The sequence below is a fragment of the Marinomonas sp. genome (assembly GCF_039940335.1).
Classification (GTDB): Bacteria; Pseudomonadota; Gammaproteobacteria; order Pseudomonadales; family Marinomonadaceae; genus Marinomonas.
Genome location: NZ_JBDVGW010000016.1, coordinates 32,379 through 50,208, shown reverse-complemented (window position 1 = coordinate 50,208; position 17,830 = coordinate 32,379). Strand labels below are relative to the sequence as shown.

Annotated in this window: 14 protein-coding genes; 6 read left to right on the top strand and 8 right to left on the bottom strand. The window is 43.2% G+C overall.

Annotation, left to right across the window (positions count from 1 at the left end):
* Nucleotides 1–77 precede the first annotated feature (77 nt).
* Together ABJF92_RS15300 and ABJF92_RS15295 are read left to right on the top strand one after the other, a co-directional pair.
* Nucleotides 78–5,372, top strand: a complete 5,295-nt coding sequence (locus ABJF92_RS15300) for a DUF4011 domain-containing protein (protein WP_446816641.1) — start codon at nt 78–80, stop codon at nt 5,370–5,372.
* 436 nt (nt 5,373–5,808) lie between these two features.
* Nucleotides 5,809–6,420 carry a LysE family translocator gene (locus ABJF92_RS15295; protein WP_446816640.1) on the top strand — a complete coding sequence of 204 codons (612 nt, stop codon included), beginning with the start codon at nt 5,809–5,811 and terminating at the stop codon, nt 6,418–6,420.
* Nucleotides 6,421–6,426: 6 nt separating this feature from the next.
* Here ABJF92_RS15295 and ABJF92_RS15290 read toward each other — a convergent pair whose 3' ends face one another.
* Entirely contained in the window at nt 6,427–7,338 is a 912-nt protein-coding gene (locus ABJF92_RS15290) for a LysR family transcriptional regulator (RefSeq protein ID WP_446816639.1), read from the bottom strand.
* A 138-nt stretch (nt 7,339–7,476) separates the two neighbouring features.
* Here ABJF92_RS15290 and ABJF92_RS15285 point away from each other — a divergent pair, with 138 nt between their 5' ends.
* Together ABJF92_RS15285 and ABJF92_RS15280 are read left to right on the top strand one after the other, a co-directional pair.
* The gene (locus ABJF92_RS15285) at nt 7,477–8,643 is read left to right on the top strand and encodes an MFS transporter (protein WP_446816638.1); all 1,167 of its coding nucleotides are present in this window, start codon (nt 7,477–7,479) and stop codon (nt 8,641–8,643) included.
* Nucleotides 8,644–8,673: 30 nt separating this feature from the next.
* Entirely contained in the window at nt 8,674–9,831 is a 1,158-nt protein-coding gene (locus tag ABJF92_RS15280; RefSeq protein ID WP_446816637.1) for an MFS transporter, read from the top strand.
* 23 nt (nt 9,832–9,854) lie between these two features.
* Here the strand turns inward: ABJF92_RS15280 and ABJF92_RS15275 are convergent, their stop codons facing one another.
* The 7 genes from ABJF92_RS15275 to ABJF92_RS15245 form a co-directional block, all read right to left on the bottom strand.
* Nucleotides 9,855–10,265, bottom strand: a complete 411-nt coding sequence (locus tag ABJF92_RS15275; RefSeq protein ID WP_446816636.1) for a thermonuclease family protein — start codon at nt 10,263–10,265, stop codon at nt 9,855–9,857.
* 68 nt (nt 10,266–10,333) lie between these two features.
* Nucleotides 10,334–10,741 carry an acyl-CoA thioesterase gene (locus tag ABJF92_RS15270; RefSeq protein WP_446816635.1) on the bottom strand — a complete coding sequence of 136 codons (408 nt, stop codon included), beginning with the start codon at nt 10,739–10,741 and terminating at the stop codon, nt 10,334–10,336.
* 18 nt (nt 10,742–10,759) lie between these two features.
* A complete protein-coding gene (locus ABJF92_RS15265) occupies nt 10,760–11,779 on the bottom strand; it encodes a diguanylate cyclase domain-containing protein (protein ID WP_446816634.1) in 1,020 nt (339 codons plus the stop codon).
* A gap of 125 nt (nt 11,780–11,904) precedes the next feature.
* Entirely contained in the window at nt 11,905–12,249 is a 345-nt protein-coding gene (gene yciH / locus ABJF92_RS15260) for a stress response translation initiation inhibitor YciH (RefSeq protein WP_446816633.1), read from the bottom strand.
* Between the two features lie 121 nt (nt 12,250–12,370).
* Entirely contained in the window at nt 12,371–13,096 is a 726-nt protein-coding gene (locus ABJF92_RS15255) for a pseudouridine synthase (RefSeq protein ID WP_446816632.1), read from the bottom strand.
* Entirely contained in the window at nt 13,093–14,031 is a 939-nt protein-coding gene (locus tag ABJF92_RS15250) for a D-2-hydroxyacid dehydrogenase (protein WP_446816631.1), read from the bottom strand. Before ABJF92_RS15250 ends, ABJF92_RS15255 begins: the two co-directional genes overlap by 4 nt.
* A gap of 10 nt (nt 14,032–14,041) precedes the next feature.
* A complete protein-coding gene (locus tag ABJF92_RS15245; RefSeq protein ID WP_446816630.1) occupies nt 14,042–14,659 on the bottom strand; it encodes an arylesterase in 618 nt (205 codons plus the stop codon).
* 23 nt (nt 14,660–14,682) lie between these two features.
* Here ABJF92_RS15245 and ABJF92_RS15240 point away from each other — a divergent pair, with 23 nt between their 5' ends.
* Together ABJF92_RS15240 and ABJF92_RS15235 are read left to right on the top strand one after the other, a co-directional pair.
* Nucleotides 14,683–15,366, top strand: a complete 684-nt coding sequence (locus tag ABJF92_RS15240; RefSeq protein WP_446816629.1) for an ABC transporter ATP-binding protein — start codon at nt 14,683–14,685, stop codon at nt 15,364–15,366.
* Complete coding sequence (locus ABJF92_RS15235) at nt 15,363–17,822, top strand: ABC transporter permease (protein ID WP_446816628.1); 2,460 nt, start codon at nt 15,363–15,365, stop codon at nt 17,820–17,822. The genes ABJF92_RS15240 and ABJF92_RS15235 overlap by 4 nt, the downstream gene beginning before the upstream one ends.
* The last annotated feature ends 8 nt before the right edge of the window (nt 17,823–17,830 follow it).

Genomic DNA, 17,830 nt, shown 5'->3' with positions numbered 1-17,830 from the left:
CACATCGCTTAGTAATCATCAAAAGACTGATGGGTGTATCGAACTGATGCACCCAGTTAAAGAGTTAGGTAATCGTAATGACTGTAAAACCCATAGATGACAGTATCTGCCAGTTATCCGTTAATTTGGTTGATAAAATCAACTTTGCTAGCCATCAAAGTGCGTTCTCAGTGCTGTGTGAATTACGGGTAGAAAACACATCGGATACCACGTTAGAAAATATTGAGATTCGTCTTACGTCATCGCCTAGTTTTTTAAAGGGCAAGACTTGGACGATTGATCGATTAGCCGCTAACGGCGCATTGCCGATCAAAGATCGCGATCTAGAGTTAGATGGCGGTTTTCTAATGGGCTTAACGGAGTCGATCTCGGGCAGTGTTGTCATTGAAGTGCGCAAAAGCGATGAGCTGCTGGCAGAGAGTGAGCATAAGATTGAGCTGCTGGCCCACAATGAATGGGGCGGTTCAGAGTACATGCCTGAGCTTTTGGCAGCGTTTTGTATGCCAAATAATAAAGCTGTGGATCGTATCTTAAAAGATGCGAGCCGTGTGTTACGTAATGCTGGCAAAGCAGACCAAATCGATGGTTATGTTTCAAAAAGCCGCGAGCGCGTTTGGTCGATAGCGTCGGCGATCTACTCGGCTATTGCTAATCTTCAGCTAAGTTATGCACTACCGCCTTCAAGCTTTGAGCGAAATGGCCAAAAGATTCGTTTCCCTAACCAAGTATTAGAATCAGGTCTTGGTACGTGTTTAGACACGACCATGTTATTTGCCGCTGCGTTTGAGCAAGCAGGCTTAAACCCTCTAGTTGTTCTAAAAGAAGGGCACGCTTTAGTAGGTCTTTGGCTACACCCAGAAGAGCTGTCTGCGATCAGCGCCGATGAAGCAGAAGTACTGCGTAAGCGTTTGCCTGATCATGATTTGATTTTGATCGAGACAACACTGGTAACTAATCATCCAGTTGTGTCGTTCTCAAAAGCCATCGAAAAGGGTAATCGAGCAGTCGCGATTGAAGAAGAAAGCCAATTCAATATGGCGATTGATATTCGCCGAGCGCGAGCGCATCAAATCAGACCGTTGGGTTTTGTGCAAAAAGATACCAGTAGCGATTCTGAAGTAGACGCTTCAGAGGTCTATGAGACCGCCTTAGAAGAAGCGCCGACTTTACCCAACTTTGCAGGTGAGTCGGTTGAAGAGGAAGCTGTTACGACGCCTGCGGGACGTTTAGATCGCTGGCAGCGTAAGCTACTCTCTTTAACAGCTGTAAATCCACTGCTGAACCATAAAGACAGCAAATCGAGTCTGTCGTTTGTTGTTCCGGATGCTGGCCTATTAGAAGACTTATTAGCCAGCGGCGCACGTATTTCAGTGGAGCCATTTCCAAAGCTTTCATCAAGTAGCCAAGACTCAGATATTCATGAGCAGCGAACAGGCGATGATATTAAGCGTGAATATGCGTTAAATGCATTACGTAAAAAGCAGCTGTTGGTAAGTCTAACCGAAGACGAGTTAACTAAACGTTCAGTTGAGATCTACCGTAAGACGCAAACTTCGATGCAAGAAGGCGGCTCTAATACCTTGTTTTTAGCGGTTGGCTTTTTGTTTTGGAAAAAAGATAAGAACGATGAAAAGCGCTACCGAGCGCCTTTGATTTTATTACCGGTATCGTTGGAGCGTAAATCGGTTCGTAGTGGTATCAAAATCATCGCGTCCGATGATGAGCCAACCTTTAACACGACTTTGATTGAGATGCTAAAGCGAGACTTTGGCATTGATTTGAGTAAGTTGGCAGGCGATCTACCTGAGGATGAATCCGGCCTTGATGTCTCACAGATCTTTGCTTGGGTGCGTTCTGCCGTAAAAGATGCACCAGGATTTGAGCTAGTGGATGAGGTGGCATTAGGGCACTTTTCATTTGCTAAATATCTGATGTGGAAAGACTTGGTTGAGCGTGCGGATCAGCTAAAACAAAATGACGTTGTGAAGCATTTGCTCGAAACACCCCGTGAGCGTTACGAGTCTGATATTTCTTTTGTTGAGCCGAATGAGCTGGACTATCAGTACAGTCCTTCGGATTTGTTAACACCGCTACCTGCTGACTCATCGCAAATAGCCGCTGTTGCCACGGCGGATCGAGGTAAAGATTTCGTTATTATCGGGCCGCCAGGCACGGGCAAAAGCCAGACTATCAGTAACTTAATCGCTCACATGCTGGGCAAAGGTAAAAAGGTTCTATTTGTTTCTGAAAAAACGGCTGCACTTGAAGTGGTGCATCGTCGATTAAAAGACATTGGTCTAGGTTCATTTTGCTTAGAGCTTCACTCAAACAAAGCGAAGAAAGCCGATGTGCTTGCTCAGTTAAATGAGTCTTGGACGCAAAGTGGCGCTCAAACTGCGGAAGCTTGGCAAGCAAAGTCAGAGCAACTAAAACGCAGTCGAGACATGCTAAATGGCTTAGTAGAGGCCCTTCATCGTCAACGCTCAAATGGCATGACTGCTTACTATGCAATGGGTGTTAAGATTCGAGATAGCGCACTTCTAGAGAAAGTAGAGCTGTCTTGGCCAAGTGCGGATCAGCACAGTGTTCAAGAATTGCAGCATATGCGAGAGGTTGTAGAAAACCTTACGGTACAAGCCAACGCGATCGGTTCTGTTAATCAACACCCATTAGCCTATATTCAGGCTGATGATTGGGGGCCTGCATGGCAAGATGGCCTAATCAAAAGTGCTCAAACTCTAAAAGTTGCCTCAAAAGATGCGAAACAGGCCGTAGATGGGTTTGTTAGTGCGCTAGGATTTGAGTTTGGTGATATTTCCATTAGCCAGTTGGCTTTATTAGAAGAGCTTGGGCAAGTCTTATTAGACTCGTACAGAACCCAATCTGGCTATGCTTTAGAGCCTGACGGACAAGACCTGATTGAGGCGTTAGAGCAGGCAGTCACACTACTGCAAAGCTACATTCGTCTACAAAGCGAATTGAGCTGTGACTACTCACCGTTGGCATGGAAATCAATTGATCCAGCTGGGCTTAAGAGCGAATGGCAAGCGGCTAATGAGGCTTGGTTCTTAAAACGTTTTTTTGCGACACGCAAAATCATCAAAGATGTCAAAGCAAAAGGCGCCCAAGGAGAGCCAAACCTAGATCAAGACATCGTAGTGTTGGCTGAGCTTAAAGAGAAAGGTGAAGCCATTGCTGGGCTTGATAGACAGCTTTCTAATTTAAAAGATTGGAATAGTCACGATACTAACCCTGAAGCTGTTGCAGCATTGCAGCTGATTGGTGTGCGTGCTCGTAAGGTGGTAAGCCAGTTAGCACCAGATACTGAGGCATTGATGGCGCTTCGTAGCAAGGTACGTAGCCTACTTCATGATGGTAATGATTTACTGGCATCTGATGGGCCTATCGGTATTGCTATTATACGCATGATCGAGAATATCTCGCAGTTTGATTTAGCGTTCACCGATTTTAAATCTAGAGCGGCTTCTGAAAGTGTGGATGCATTAGATAACTTTGATGCAATCGCTGAAATGGCAGATGTCATTTTATCTAAGCAAGTTGAACTTAAAGCTTGGTGTGCATGGAATAAGCGTAAGCACGATGCTCAAGATCTACAGCTGGGCTCCCTAGTCACCGCTATTGAGAGCGGTGCCATCACCCCTGAAGAAATTGAAGATGCATTTGAGGCGGCTTATTGCGCCTGGTGGTCCAAAGCGCTTATCAATGAAGATCGTGTGTTGCGAGAGTTCTCTTCACCCGAGCATGAGCAAACGATTCTTAATTTCCAGGCGTTAGATAAAGAATTCTGTCGGCTGACTGCTCAATATATTGCTGCAAAACTGTCAGGCCAGATCCCAAGTAAAGACACTGGAACGAAGGCAAGCTCTTGGGGCGTGTTACGTCATGAGATTCAGAAGAAAACACGACATAAGCCAGTACGTCAGCTTCTTCAAGAAGCTACTGATGCAGTCACGACATTAGCGCCCTGTATGATGATGTCACCGCTTTCCATTGCTCAGTTCCTTGGTACAGAGCAAGCTTTGTTTGATGTGGTGATTTTCGATGAGGCTTCTCAGATTACTGTTTGGGATGCCGTGGGTGCTTTAGCGCGAGGCAAGCAAGTGATTGTGGCTGGTGACCCGAAACAAATGCCGCCTTCTAACTTCTTTGGCCGTTCAGATGAAGACCCTGATGGCGATTACGATACCGAAGGTGACCTTGAAAGTATCTTGGATGAATTGCTAGGTGCTTCGATTCCACAGCGACTTTTGAATCTTCACTATCGTTCTCGTCGTGAAAGCTTAATAGCGTTCTCAAACAGTAATTACTATGACAGCTCGTTGATTACCTTCCCTGCGCCGGTGCATCCAGATAATGGTGTTAAATTGGTGAGACCAGAAGGGTTTTATGCCCGTGGTAAGTCTCAGCAAAATCAAGGTGAAGCGAAAGCAGTGGTTGCTGAAATCGTGCGTCGTTTAACAAGCGAAGATGCAATGGAACGCAATCAGTCCATTGGTGTAGTCACATTTAACAGCAAGCAACAGACCCTAATCCAAGATTTACTTGATGAAGCACGCCGTGAAGATCCTACCGTTGAATGGGCGTTTTCTGATGATCACTTGGAACCGGTATTTGTTAAGAACTTAGAGACAGTGCAGGGTGACGAACGTGATGTGATCTTGTTCAGTATTACCTTTGGACCTGACGAAGCAGGTCATGTCACCATGAACTTTGGCCCAATTAACAAAGTGGGTGGAGAGCGTCGTTTGAACGTTGCAATGACTCGTGCTCGCTCTGAGATGGTAGTGTTCTCTGCCTTAAGTCCTGACCTTATCGACCTTAAGAGAACATCAGCGCGCGGTGTGGCTGATTTGAAGCATTTCTTGGAGTACGCTGAACGTGGTCCAGTTGCACTTGGATCGCAAGCAAGAGGCTCTCAGGGAGACTTTGAATCACCGTTTGAAGTGGCTGTGGCGCGAGAACTACAAGCGAAAGGTTGGCAGCTACACCCACAAGTAGGTGTCTCGGCTTACCGCATTGATATGGGGATTGTTCACCCAGATTTACCTGGTCGTTACCTTGCTGGCTTGGAATGTGATGGCGCGATGTACCACAGCTCAGCTTATGCCCGTGAGCGTGACAAGATCCGACAGTCAGTCTTAGAGAGCTTAGGTTGGACTATTGTTCGAGTATGGTCAACAGACTGGTGGGTTAACAAGCAAGCTTCATTGCAGCTTCTTCATGATCGCCTTACAGAGCTACTAGAAGACAGCAGAGCAAAAATCGCTTTAGAAAAAGCCAAACATGAAAAGGAGAAAAGCCTAACTGATGGGCCAGAGGCGGAAGATGCTGAATTTGTAGAAGAGGTTTAATTAGAGCAATAACTGCCAGAATTTGAGGGAAGCTACTGTAGCTTTCCTTAAACTCAATATCGTTTAAATTTAGATTTTAATAGTTATGAGCTATTCATATGTTTGGACTTCCCAGAGTTCGCTAGACTCCTATTAGGTAAAAAAGAGAAAGTGAAGTCGACGCCTTTTTGTGATTTTTTCGATATGCGAAGTCTACAGAAAACGTGAATTTTTTGATCGTGTCTCAAGAGAAGTCATTAAAGAACAGCAACAAATGATCGAAAAAACGATAAAAATGTCATAATAAACATATAAATATCACTTGTCTGGGAGCCGCTTAATTGCAGCTTTTTTGTACTATCAAGAGGAGTGGTAAATCTACTCATGGTTTAGTTGCTAACCTACCGCAAATTTCATTACTATCACTCACCAAAATAATAACTCAGGATGAGTCCGCATGACCTTAAGTTTCATCATTACGCTTTTTACCATTTGTCTTTTGGGGGCTATGTCTCCAGGGCCTAGCCTTGCTGTCGTGGCGAAGCATTCTCTAACGGGTGGGCGAATATACGGTATCGCAGTGGCTTGGTCTCATGCGTTGGGCATTTTGATTTATGCCTTTTTGACAATGAGCGGCTTATCGATTTTGCTCACACACTCTCCAATGTTATTCAAAGCGATTACTTACCTTGGAGCAGGTTATCTTGCTTATTTAGGAATACGTTCGCTGTTATCGAAAGGCGGGCTTGAAGATAAGCTAAAATCAGGCAATAAAGTCAGCATCAAGCAAGTCATGATAGATGGCTTGGCTATTTCATTACTCAACCCAAAGATTGCCCTGTTTTTTATCGCCTTGTTTAGTCAATTCATTAATGAGGCAAACAGTGCATCCATGAACCTAGTGATCGCGTTTACGCCAGCTATTCTTGATGGGTTGTGGTACACCTTAGTGGCCATTATTCTTTCTAACAGCACTATCATTCAGCATATTCGCAGCAAAGCAGCGGTCATTGATAAAGTTACTGGGTTGCTGCTTATTTTGTTGGCTTTAAAAGTTGTCTTTAATTAACCGTCATTAAATGGCCATAGAGTCACGAATGTCATTTCTGGCATCCATCACGATCTTTAAAAACTCTTCAATCGTGGTGTTTAAACGGGTGGTTTTATATTGAATTTCCATGGGAATTTCAGTATTAACCTTTTCCAAGCGGATAAAGTCACAGCCATCGTTATAAAGCTTTCGGGTACAGTAGGGCGCTATGGCCGTTCCAAGCCCTGCGGCAACTTCTGTTACTAAGGTTTGCATATGTCTTGGTTGGCTTACGATATTAGGTGAGAAACCAGCCTGATGACAAAGTGTAATGGTTTCGTCAAACAAACCTAGTGCTTCATTTCTATTAAAGATAATAAACTCTTCATCTTTCAATTCACTCAGTTCTACGTGTTGACGACCAGCTAACTTGTGATGTTTGTTGACGATTAGTACCAGTTTATCGGTATAAACGTTATAGGTGCTGTAATCATTTCTGAGAGTATCTGGAAGTGGCCTTGAGAAGGCAATATCGATCGCGTCGCTTTGCAATGCTTCTATATTATCTGTGGCCGTCATTTCAAACAAAGTTACATGGACATTGGGAAAGCTCAGTTTATAGCAACGAATAATTTGTGCTAAGAAAGATAAACAGGCAGATCCAAGGTAACCGATATTGAGATGACCGATCTGGCCCTTATGAGCGCGCTTTGCCTGCACTTTGGCTTGGTCATTTAATTGCAAAATTAAGGTGGCGTCTTTTAATAGCTGATCTCCCGCTTGGGTTATGGATACATCTCTTGAATTTCGTCGAAAAAGCAACACGCCAAGCTCTTCTTCTAAGCTAGAAATATGACGACTAATGGCGGGCTGAACCGTGTTTAGTTCTCGAGCCGCTTCAGAAAAGCTCTTATGCTTAGCAACACAAACAAAGCTTTTAAGGGGTTTAATATCCATTGCTATGTCCTTTGGAGCACTTTGCTCAATCGGGAATTTATCTATTCTAGATTAGTATCGAATCAATCAAATAATAACATTTTTGTTATTAATAAATAGACTTTATGATTCAAGCTTAATTAATTGAAAGAGTGTTTCATGAGTCAGACATCCCCAACACTAGGTCGCTTTTTACTATTGCTGATGACAACTGCCATCGCAGCCAGTGCAGCTAATTTGTACTATAGCCAACCCATATTGCCCTTAATGAGAGCAGAGTTCGGTCTTACGGATACCCAGATAAGTGGTGTGCCGGCACTCACACAACTTGGCTATGCCGTTGCATTACTGTTTATCTCACCATTAGGGGATTCTATACCTAGAAGAAAGTTAATTAGCATTTTGTCATGCTGTTTGGTGATTTCATCACTTCTAGCTTTTGTGACACCAAGTTATTGGCTGCTGCTTGTCGCAGTATTCGTTATTGGCGTTAGTGCGAATATCACGCAACAACTGATCCCGTTTGCAGCGTCATTAGTGAGTCAAGAAAATCGCGGTGCAACATTAGGCACGTTGATGATGGGATTAACCATAGGTATTTTGTTGTCGAGAACCCTAAGTGGATTTCTTGGAGAGCAAACAGGTTGGCGCACTGTGTTTCTGATGTCTGCTATGCTGGCAGCGCTGTTTGGCATCTTACTTCAGTTGTATCTACCCTCGAACACTCCGCAAACTAATCTTGGTTACTGGGCATTGATTAAAAGCTCAATCAATATTTTGGTAAAAAGCAAAGCCTTGCAAATTTATACTTTCTCGGGTGCATGTTGGTTTGCAGCCTTTAATGCTCTTTGGGCCACATTGGCCATTTATGTTAGTGATGTGCCATTTGAGTATAACGCCCAACAAGCAGGTTTATTTGGTGTGATCGCACTGGCTGGTGTGATTGGCGCAAAATCCTCTGGGAAGTGGGTGCATAAAATTGGCTCGAAAAAGCTCATTCATTGGGTGCTAGTGGTTGGCGCGGTCGGATTTATTGGTAGTGGTGTTTTCGCTGGAGAACTCATTCCATTAATTATCGGCATTATCTTAATTGATTTTGCAATTTTCAGCGCTCAAGTGGCAAACCAAGTACGTGTTTTTAGCATAGACCCTAAAGCTCAGAGCCGTATTAATGGCTTATACATGCTGGGTTATTACATTGGTGGTGCCGTGGGTTCGACCCTTGGCGTCATAGCGTTCGACTACCTACATTGGTTGGGTGTCGTAATAGTAAGTGTGGCGTTTATCTTAATGAGCATGATCATTAACTCTTTTGCAAAGTATTAATATTCAATATTTATTTATAGAGAAGAAACTATGACAAGATTAACAACAGCAGGACAATACACATTGTTATGTATTGCCAGCCTAACCATCATGGTGGGTTCGGTGGTTGCACCAGGGCTTATCAGCATTGCTACAGGTTTAGGTATTACGGAAAATTCAGTTCTATTAATCACTTTGCCCGCTTTAGGTGCCGTGTTATTTGCCCCTATTGCTGGCAAAGTAATCGATCGATATGGGGCGTATCCATCCTTGATGATTGGCTTGTTTCTATACGGCCTGATTGGCGCCAGTGTGTATTTATTACATGGACCAACTCATGTATTTGCTAACCGTATTCTACTAGGTGGTGTCACGGCAATTGTCATGGCAGCCTGTACCGTGCTTATTTCACAATGGTACTTTGGCCACGAAAGGCTAGGGATGATCGCTAAGCAGGGCATGGCGATAGAGTTAGGGGGTGTCATCTTTTTGTTTGTGGGAGGATTATTGGCAGCGCAATATTGGGGCTTGCCTTTAGCGATCTATTTACTAGCATGGCTATTTTTAGTCATGTTGGTGTGCTTGGTTCCACGGAATCACCAAGCTGAGCCAAAGGATGAAAATCCAATTATTGATACAGTCCAACAAGTTGGCATGTCACTTAAGGCGGTTTACTTGATTGCGGTATTGGCGATGGTGATATTCTTTACCAGTACGGTATCTCTTCCATTGGTATTGCATGAAAGGCATTACTCAGAAGAAGAAGTAGGGATACTACTTGCCTTTATCTCTATGGTAGCGGTTATAACCGCACATTTTCTTCCTAAAATGACAGGAAAATTGGGTGAGCAAAACACCTTGCTGGTCGCTTTTATAGGTTTAGGCATTTCTTATATGTGTTTTATTCAGCCTAATTATTTCGTTTCTTGGCTAGGTGCCGTTGCCAGCGGTATTGGTTTTGGGTTTAGTATTCCGCTGCTGAATCACATGACGGTAGAAAGAAGCCCATTGGCAGTACGAGGCCGCAATTTGTCTTATTTCACCATGGCAGTGTTTTCAGGGCAGTTTCTGACGTCCTTTGTAGAATACATACCTGGAGATCTAACGAATGTTTATAAATTGAACGTGATAACCTGCGTTATTATTGCTGTGGTTTTATTTATCACAGGAAAGAAGGGTATGGCTTCTAAAGTGGCAGAAGCTCAATAAATCGGACTAGAGCAATTAAGGCCTTAGCACCAACCGCCCCTGTGACCACCTTCATAGGGGCGTGCATGGCCCGAAGTAATCAGTTTATCTGTCAAAGACTCGCCATCAATATAGACATCCGCAATCAAGCGAAAATACTTGCCGCGTTTTAGGTCTCGTAACTCAATGTCTTTACTATTGGATAAAAGGCTTCTAGTGAAATCACGAGCGGCTTTTGCTTGAACTTTTTCACTCTCGCATTTACCACGAATCTCAGCGGCGTCGACACCGTTCACCCGAATAGACATGTTTTTACCAATAATATCTGGCCAGCCGTTAATGTCGACACGAAAGGTATCAGCATCGTAAACAGAGATAACCCGTTCTACGAAAACAGACTGACTGTAGGAATGGATAGGGAGCAATAAACAACAAAGTACAACAAGACGATTCATTAAAAGCCTTACAATGTATTTAGCACACTCCTTGTGCGATAAAATATTCGAAAACTAATTAAGCCAGTTTACTCTTTGAACAGCAATTCGGCTTCTTTAAAAATGACAGGCTTGCCTTCCGTATTCGTAGAGGTAACCGTCATATTCGCTGTTAACACCAGCTGGTTGGTCGTGGCGTGGTAGATCTCCTGAACAAAGATAAGTTTTAACTTTGACTGTCTTTCAACGTGGGTTTGAATGTAGAACTCGTCGCCACTTTTTAAAGAACGCTTGTAGTTTAACTCAGCTTTAATAAGCACAAGATGAATACCTTGTGCTGTGATCTTGGCAAAGTCTAAACCTTTTAATTTGATGAATAGATGTCGGGCGTGCTCAAGATAGTTTTGGTAAACAGAATTATTAACAATACCCTGCATGTCACACTCATAATCACGAACTGAAAAGAAGGTTTGTTTAGGAGTAATTAAGTTTGTCATCTTGGCACCTACGTTAAATTAAGCGCTTAAACCATGGGTAGAAACACAATTTTTACCCGATGCTTTAGCCATGTTTAAGTTTCCTTCTGCCCGCGCCATAAGCTCTTGGCAGGTTTCATCACCAAAAATGGTCACTATACCTACTGATACGGTAACCGGCTTTAACAAAATCTTTGTTTGCTTATAGCGAATCTTTTGAATCGACACCTTTTCACGGATTTGTTCGCCTAAATGGGTGGCGCTTTGCAATTCCATTTCATTGATTACGATGGCAAAACGGCCACCTTGTAATCTAGCAATATAACCATCCTCAGGAAGGCAAGATTTGATGGTTTCTGCAACAAAGCGAATAAGGGCGTTACCAGCTCGCTTGCCGTATTCTTTATTAACAAGCGATAATCCGTCTATGTCTGCTACCAGCAAGCTCAAATCTTCTTCTGCTTGAGGAATAGAGTCCACAAGGTGTCTTTCCAAACCTCTAAAATTGGCCATTTTAGTGAGTTGGTCCAATTCCGTATTCTTTTTCATTTCATTTAATTCTGTATTCAATTTGTCCAATTCCTTTTGAACATGTTGCAATGAATTACTAAATTGAATGGCGGCTTTGTTAGCTTTTTGTGTGCCTCTTTCCAGATATTTAATGACTTTCTCAACTTGATTTGGCTCATCGGTGTTTTTCAAGGCATGACGGCTTTTGCTCAAGGTTTTAGTCAATAGTTGGATTTCTTTATTCATTTCATTAGAGGAAGCACCAATATCACTGGTCATGGATTCCAGTGTTTTTTGATGTTCTCTTTGATAGGAAAACTCATCGGATAACAGAAAGTCATGAAAAAGCTCTCTGGCAACATAACTTGGGAAACTGCCAAAGTTTCTGAGGGTGCTGTCCATGAGTTGGTTAAGTTTTTGATTGCGATTAGAAACGTATTCGTACCAAACTCCATAGTTGTAAGGAGTGGGAGCAATATCGAGCTTTAACATTAGTGGGACTGCTTTGCGCATTAGCTGATTTGCTTGCTTGTTGTTTTCTTGGTACATGAAAACCTCATTTTTACGACTTTACTTAAACATCCCGTATTCAAGAAAAGAGCAATGATTAATATGAGTTTCTAACTCATAGCTATATTATTGATATTAATCGTTTTTTTGTAAATTTGTAAGTTCTAACCACCAGATATTTTTGCGCTAATCCCTTGTTTTTGTAATAAATCTTTAATTTTTTCGCGGTTATCACCTTGTATCTCTATCTGGTTGTCTTTTACTGCTCCACCCGTACCACACTGTGCTTTGAGTTTTTTAGCGAGCTGTTTCATTTCGTCTAATGTCATGGCTAAACCAGAAACAAGGGTGACGCCTTTTCCTTTACGGCCTTTAGTTTCAAGTGTGATTCGTACCTTGCCATCGCCTAAAATAGAAGATTGGTTACACTGACAATCATCAATAGCCTGTTCACATTCTGGACAAGTACGGCCTTGGTCTGTTGAATAGACTAGGTTTCTTTTCTTCATTATTATGCCTTGATAATTTAAAACGATATTCAGCTATGCATTTTTTATCGACCCGAATGGTTAATTCTTTAGAGGCCAAGAGATAATTAAATTTTATAACAGATTAAACTTGAACAGCAGGTTAACATTCATACGAGGCAAGGCTGTCTAAGATGGTTTGCAGCTCTGTTGATAAAGGGGCTGCCACCGAGACACTCTCGTTCGAGGTAGGGTGCTCAAAGGTAAGTTGAGAGGCGTGTAACATTAAGCGGAGATCTTGTGTCCATAATTCTCGACATGCTTTATTAATGTGTCGACAACCATAGCGAGTATCGCCCACTAAAGGGTTTAAGAGGTGTTTGAAATGACGGCGTATTTGATGCTTGCGGCCTTGTTTTGGGATCACTTTTAGCCAGCTGAGTCTCATAGAATTATAGCGACTAACAGGTACGGGCAGCTGAAAACGTTTAACCAATTCGTATTCTGTTATGGCTTCTTTCTCTGTGCCTTCGATCTTAAAGCGGGAACGGCCTTTAATTTCATTAAGCTTAGCTAATGGGTAGTCAATAACTCCTTTGGTGTCACAAAAGCCTCGCACTAAGCAGTAGTAATTTTTACTGACTCGCGCTTCACTAAATTGCACGGATAATTGGCGTGCAATCTCAGGTGAAAAGGCAAGTAACAAGGCACCAGAAGTACCTCTATCTAAACGATGAACAGGAAACACCCATCGGCCAGTTTGATCACGAAGACGCTGTACAACAGCGTCTTCTTCCTCTTTAGCAAGCTCGGTACGATGAACCAATAAGCCAGAAGGTTTATTGACGACGATCAAATCCTCATCTTGATACAGTATTTCTAGGCTCATGAAAGGTTTTCTATGAAGGCGGTCATCTTAGCTTTAGCGATTCCTACCAGCTTACGCATGGCATCGTCACTGGCCCATGCAACATGTGGCGTTAGTAAGAAGTTGGGCATGTCCAGTAATTCATTCAATGGGCTGTCAGCAGGCATGGGCTCGGTTTGAGAAACATCAAAAGCGGCTCCTGCGATCAATTGGTTTTTTAGCGCTGCTACCAAGGCTTGCTCATCCACTAAGCAACCACGACCAATGTTGAGAAGTAAGCAAGAAGGTTTCATTTGCTTAAACTCTTCCGTTGAGATGAGGTTTTGCGTCGTCGAGGTCAAAGGGCAGTTCAGACTAATCACATCCGCCACAGCAATGGCGTCTTCAAAAGGAATATAACCATCTCGAATGGTTTCAGCATGTTTATGATCCGCAAACACCACCTTCATACCGAACGCTTGCGCAATCTTCGCAACATGAGTACCAAGGGTGCCTTTACCGAAAATAGCCATGGTAGTACCCGCTATATCCGTTATTGGGTAATCCAAGAAGCAGAAATGCTTTGAATCACTCCATTTGCCGGCTTTTACATCACTAATGTATGAAAGTAAATTCCGGCGTAACGCTAAAAGCAATGCGAAAGTGTGCTCCGGCACACTGTCTACGGAATAGCCCTCGACATTTTGCACCGTTACATGAGCTTGTTGGCAGGCTTGGTGGTCAACATTATTAGTACCCGTTGCCATGACTTGAACAAGTTTAAGATTCTTCGCTTGAGCGATAGCCTCAGCGTTCAAAATGGATTTATTGGTGAGTACAATGTCTGCGTCTTTAATGCGCTCTATCGCTTCTTCCGGTGTCGAAATTGGGTATTCTATACATTCTCTAATTTGTTCAGGAAGAGCGATATCAATGTAGTTTGGGAAGGTTTCACGGTCTAAAAAAACAGCTTTCATTAAATTTTCCTTATTTCTGAAGCATTTCGTATAAGGTTGGCTCAATATTTTCCAGTACAATAATTTGACCTTGAGCATTTGGGTGCAAACCATCACCTAGCATTAGGTCTTTATTTAAAGCCACATTTTCTAGCATGAAGGGTAGGTAGTCAGTTCGGTATTTTTGAGCGATGTCTTTATACAAATTAAAAAACATTTGGGTATAACGTTTACCATAATTTTGTGGAATTTGATTACCCACCAGCAAAACCTTTGCATCTGTTTGCTGAGCTTGCTCAACCATGGTTTCTAAGTTTGTGATCGTTTGCTGTAAAGGGTAACCTCTTAATGCATCGTTCGCACCAAGCTCTAGTATAACCCAGCGAGGTTTATATTGATCAAGCAGTGCTGGAAAACGCGACAAACCACCCTGAGTTGTTTCGCCGCTAATACTGGCATTTATTAAGGTGGTTTCTGGGTGAGATGAAGAAAGTTTATTTTCCAGTAAACTAACCCAACCATCTTGTTGTCTTAAGTTGTAAGCGGCACTCAGACTGTCCCCCATGACCAGTAAGTTCGCTGCACTCGCAAAACTACTGGTAAGAATTATTAGAATGGCGCTTAGCCAATACCGAGTTTTATTAATCATATTTAACCTTTAGGGTCTTATAGATGAACAGCAACAATGCTATTAAAGTGTCTAATCTAACGCATTCCGTATCATCAAATACAGGAAATTTAACCCTATTAAAGGGAATAAATATGGAAATTAAAGAAGGCGAGTCCGTTGCCATTGTCGGATCTTCTGGTTCCGGTAAATCTACTTTATTGGGATTGTTGGCTGGCCTTGATGTAAACACCTCGGGTGAAATCTATTTATACGACCAATTATTCTCTTCGTTAAATGAAGAGCAAAGGGCGCTACTGCGAGGCCAATACGTTGGTTTCATTTTCCAGTCTTTCCATTTATTACCCAGTTTGCAAGCTATAGAAAATGTCATGTTGCCAGCAGAATTGAAAGGTGACAAACAGGCGAAACAACAGGCTAAAGAATTATTAGAAAAAGTCGGCTTGGGGCATCGTTTAGATCATTACCCTAATCAGCTTTCCGGTGGTGAACAGCAGCGTGTTGCCATTGCCCGGGCTTTTGCTTCGAACCCGAAGATCCTTTTTGCAGATGAACCGACAGGTAACCTAGACGAAGCCAATGGTAAAACCGTCATTGATTTACTGTTTGATCTAAATCACTCAAATGGCACGACCTTAGTCATGGTGACCCACGATAACGATCTAGCCGCAATGTGTGATCGCCAACTTGTCATGTCTGCAGGCCAGCTAACGGAAAAATCCTCATGAGTTTAGCGCTTAAATTATTAATTCGAGATATTCGTAGCGGAGACTTATTAACACTCGTTATGGCCTTAGTGATCTCTGTTAGTACGGTCACGGCCATTGGGTTATTTGTCGATCGTTTGCAATTGTCTTTTGAACAAGAGTCTGCCAATTTACTTGCGGCAGACCGTCAAGTACGAACAGACGAAGAGATACCCAATGATTGGCGTGAAAAGGCACAATCGCTCTCCCTGCAGCAAGGTCAAAGAACCTCCTTTTCCACCATGCTTTTTTCTGACGGTGCTTTACAGCTAGCACAGGTTAGTGCCGTTACAGACTCTTACCCATTGCGTGGAGCATTCTTAACGGATGAAACTCTGTTTGGTACCGGTGCGCCGGATACACAATCCCCCAAGCCGGGTGAAATTTGGCTGTCCTCCAGACTGTCTAGTTTAATATCCGCCTCCATTGGCGACAAGGTTGAGGTCGGCGATACCGAGTTGACAGTTAGCCGCTATCTAGTTCGTGACCCAGGCTCGACAACTTCTTCGTTTGCTATTTCACCTCGAGCCGTGATGAATATGGCGGATTTAGCGGCGACCAACGTCATCATACCTGGCAGTCGTGTCAGTTACTCTTTATTACTGGCTGGCGATAAAGAAGCACTAGAGGATTATGAAGCGTGGATCACACCTCAACTTGGCGATGGACAACGCTGGCGTACACCAACTCAGAAAGGCGAAAGAATAGGCGATACCATTGGCAGGGCCGAATCCTTCTTATTACTAGCAGGCACCTTGGCGGTAATCATGTCAGGGGTTGCCATGGCCCTTGCCGCCGCTCGTTTTGTAAAAAGACATCTAATGCAAGTTGCGGTGCTTAAAACCCTTGGTGCAACCCCTAAACTGCTAAGAAAAGTGTTTTTTATCCAGTTGGTTATTTTATTTGTACTTGGCGCAAGTCTTGGCTTGCTGGCAGGTTGGGGATTGCAGCAAGTAATTTCGGCACTTCTAAGTAGCTTGATGTCTACCCAGCTACCGGAACCAAGTTTAACGAAACTCTGGATTGGTGTGGCCACGGGGCTGATTTCGATGGGTGCGTTTTGTTTACCGTTAATCAGTCGTTTAATTGGCATCTCGCCGTTGTCGGTATTACAACCCAGTGCTCGGATTGAACAAAACACCTTACTCATTTATGCGGTAGGTTTTGTGGGCTTATACGGCTTGATGTGCTTGTATACGAATGGCTTTTTACTACCAACTGTGATGACTCTCGCTATCGCTTGTGTCGGGGTGGTAGTTTGTTTAATTGGGTGGGCTGGCTTCCGTCTTGGTCGACTTTTATCGTCTGGTGCGAGTAATGGTTGGCAAATTGGCTTAGCATCCTTGTACCGTCGATTAACGCCAAACCTCTTTCAGCTATTGGTCTTTACCCTAATCATCATGTTGGGCTTAATATTATTAGGAATTAAAACGAGCCTTGTATCGGACTGGCAGAGCCAGCTACCAGAAGATGCTCCTAATCACTATTTGTTTAATGTACAGGCTAATCAAGTCGAACCCATAAATGACACCATTGCACAGCTCGACGTGCCAGCGTCTGAATGGTTCCCTATGGTAAGAGGGCGTGTTACAGAATTTAATGGCGTTAGTGCTAAAACCTTGTACCCAAGGGAACGAGACGAACCGGAATTATTTGAACGTGAGCTTAATTTAACTTGGGCAGACAAGATTGGTGATGGTAATAAGCTTATCTCAGGGGATTTTGATGGTGAAGGACTTTCTGTCGAACAAAGTGCCGCGGAAGAGGCCAATATCCAGATAGGTGACAAGTTAACGTTAAACATTGGTGGCGTGGATTATACTTTGCCGGTCACATCGATACGCTGGGTAGATTGGGGGTCTATGCAACCGAATTTTTATCTAATCTTGCCAAAAAAAGTTTTGCAAGATTACCCTGCAAACTTTGTCAGCAGTCTTTTTGTTGACGACAATAAAGCCCAAGGCTTTTATCAAAAAATGGCCAATTACCCAACGGTTTCCATGTTGAATGTGGGTGACCTTCTTAAGCAAATACAGTTAGTCATCGGTCAGTTAACACAAGCTATCCAGTTAGTATTGGTGTGTATTTTGAGTGCTGGCGCGCTGGTGTTAGTGGCCAGTGTTCGAGCCACACTAGAGGAAAGGCTAGAGGAAGGTGCGCTATTAAGAGTGTTAGGAGCCAGAAAAGCGTTAGTTCAGCAAGCGTTGCTGGTGGAATTTGGTGCGCTGGGTTTCTTCTCTGGTCTAATTGCCGCGCTGGGTGCTGAAGCTTGTTTATTTGGTCTTCAAGTTTTTGTGTTTAATTCTCCGGCCAGTTTCCACGGTTTGCTTTGGTTGATCGGACCTGCCATTGGCGTTGGGGTAATCACTGCTATTGGCTTGTTTGCTAGCCGTAAGGTTTTGAGCGTCCCTCCCATGCTAATCCTACGACAGTTATAAGGCTAAAT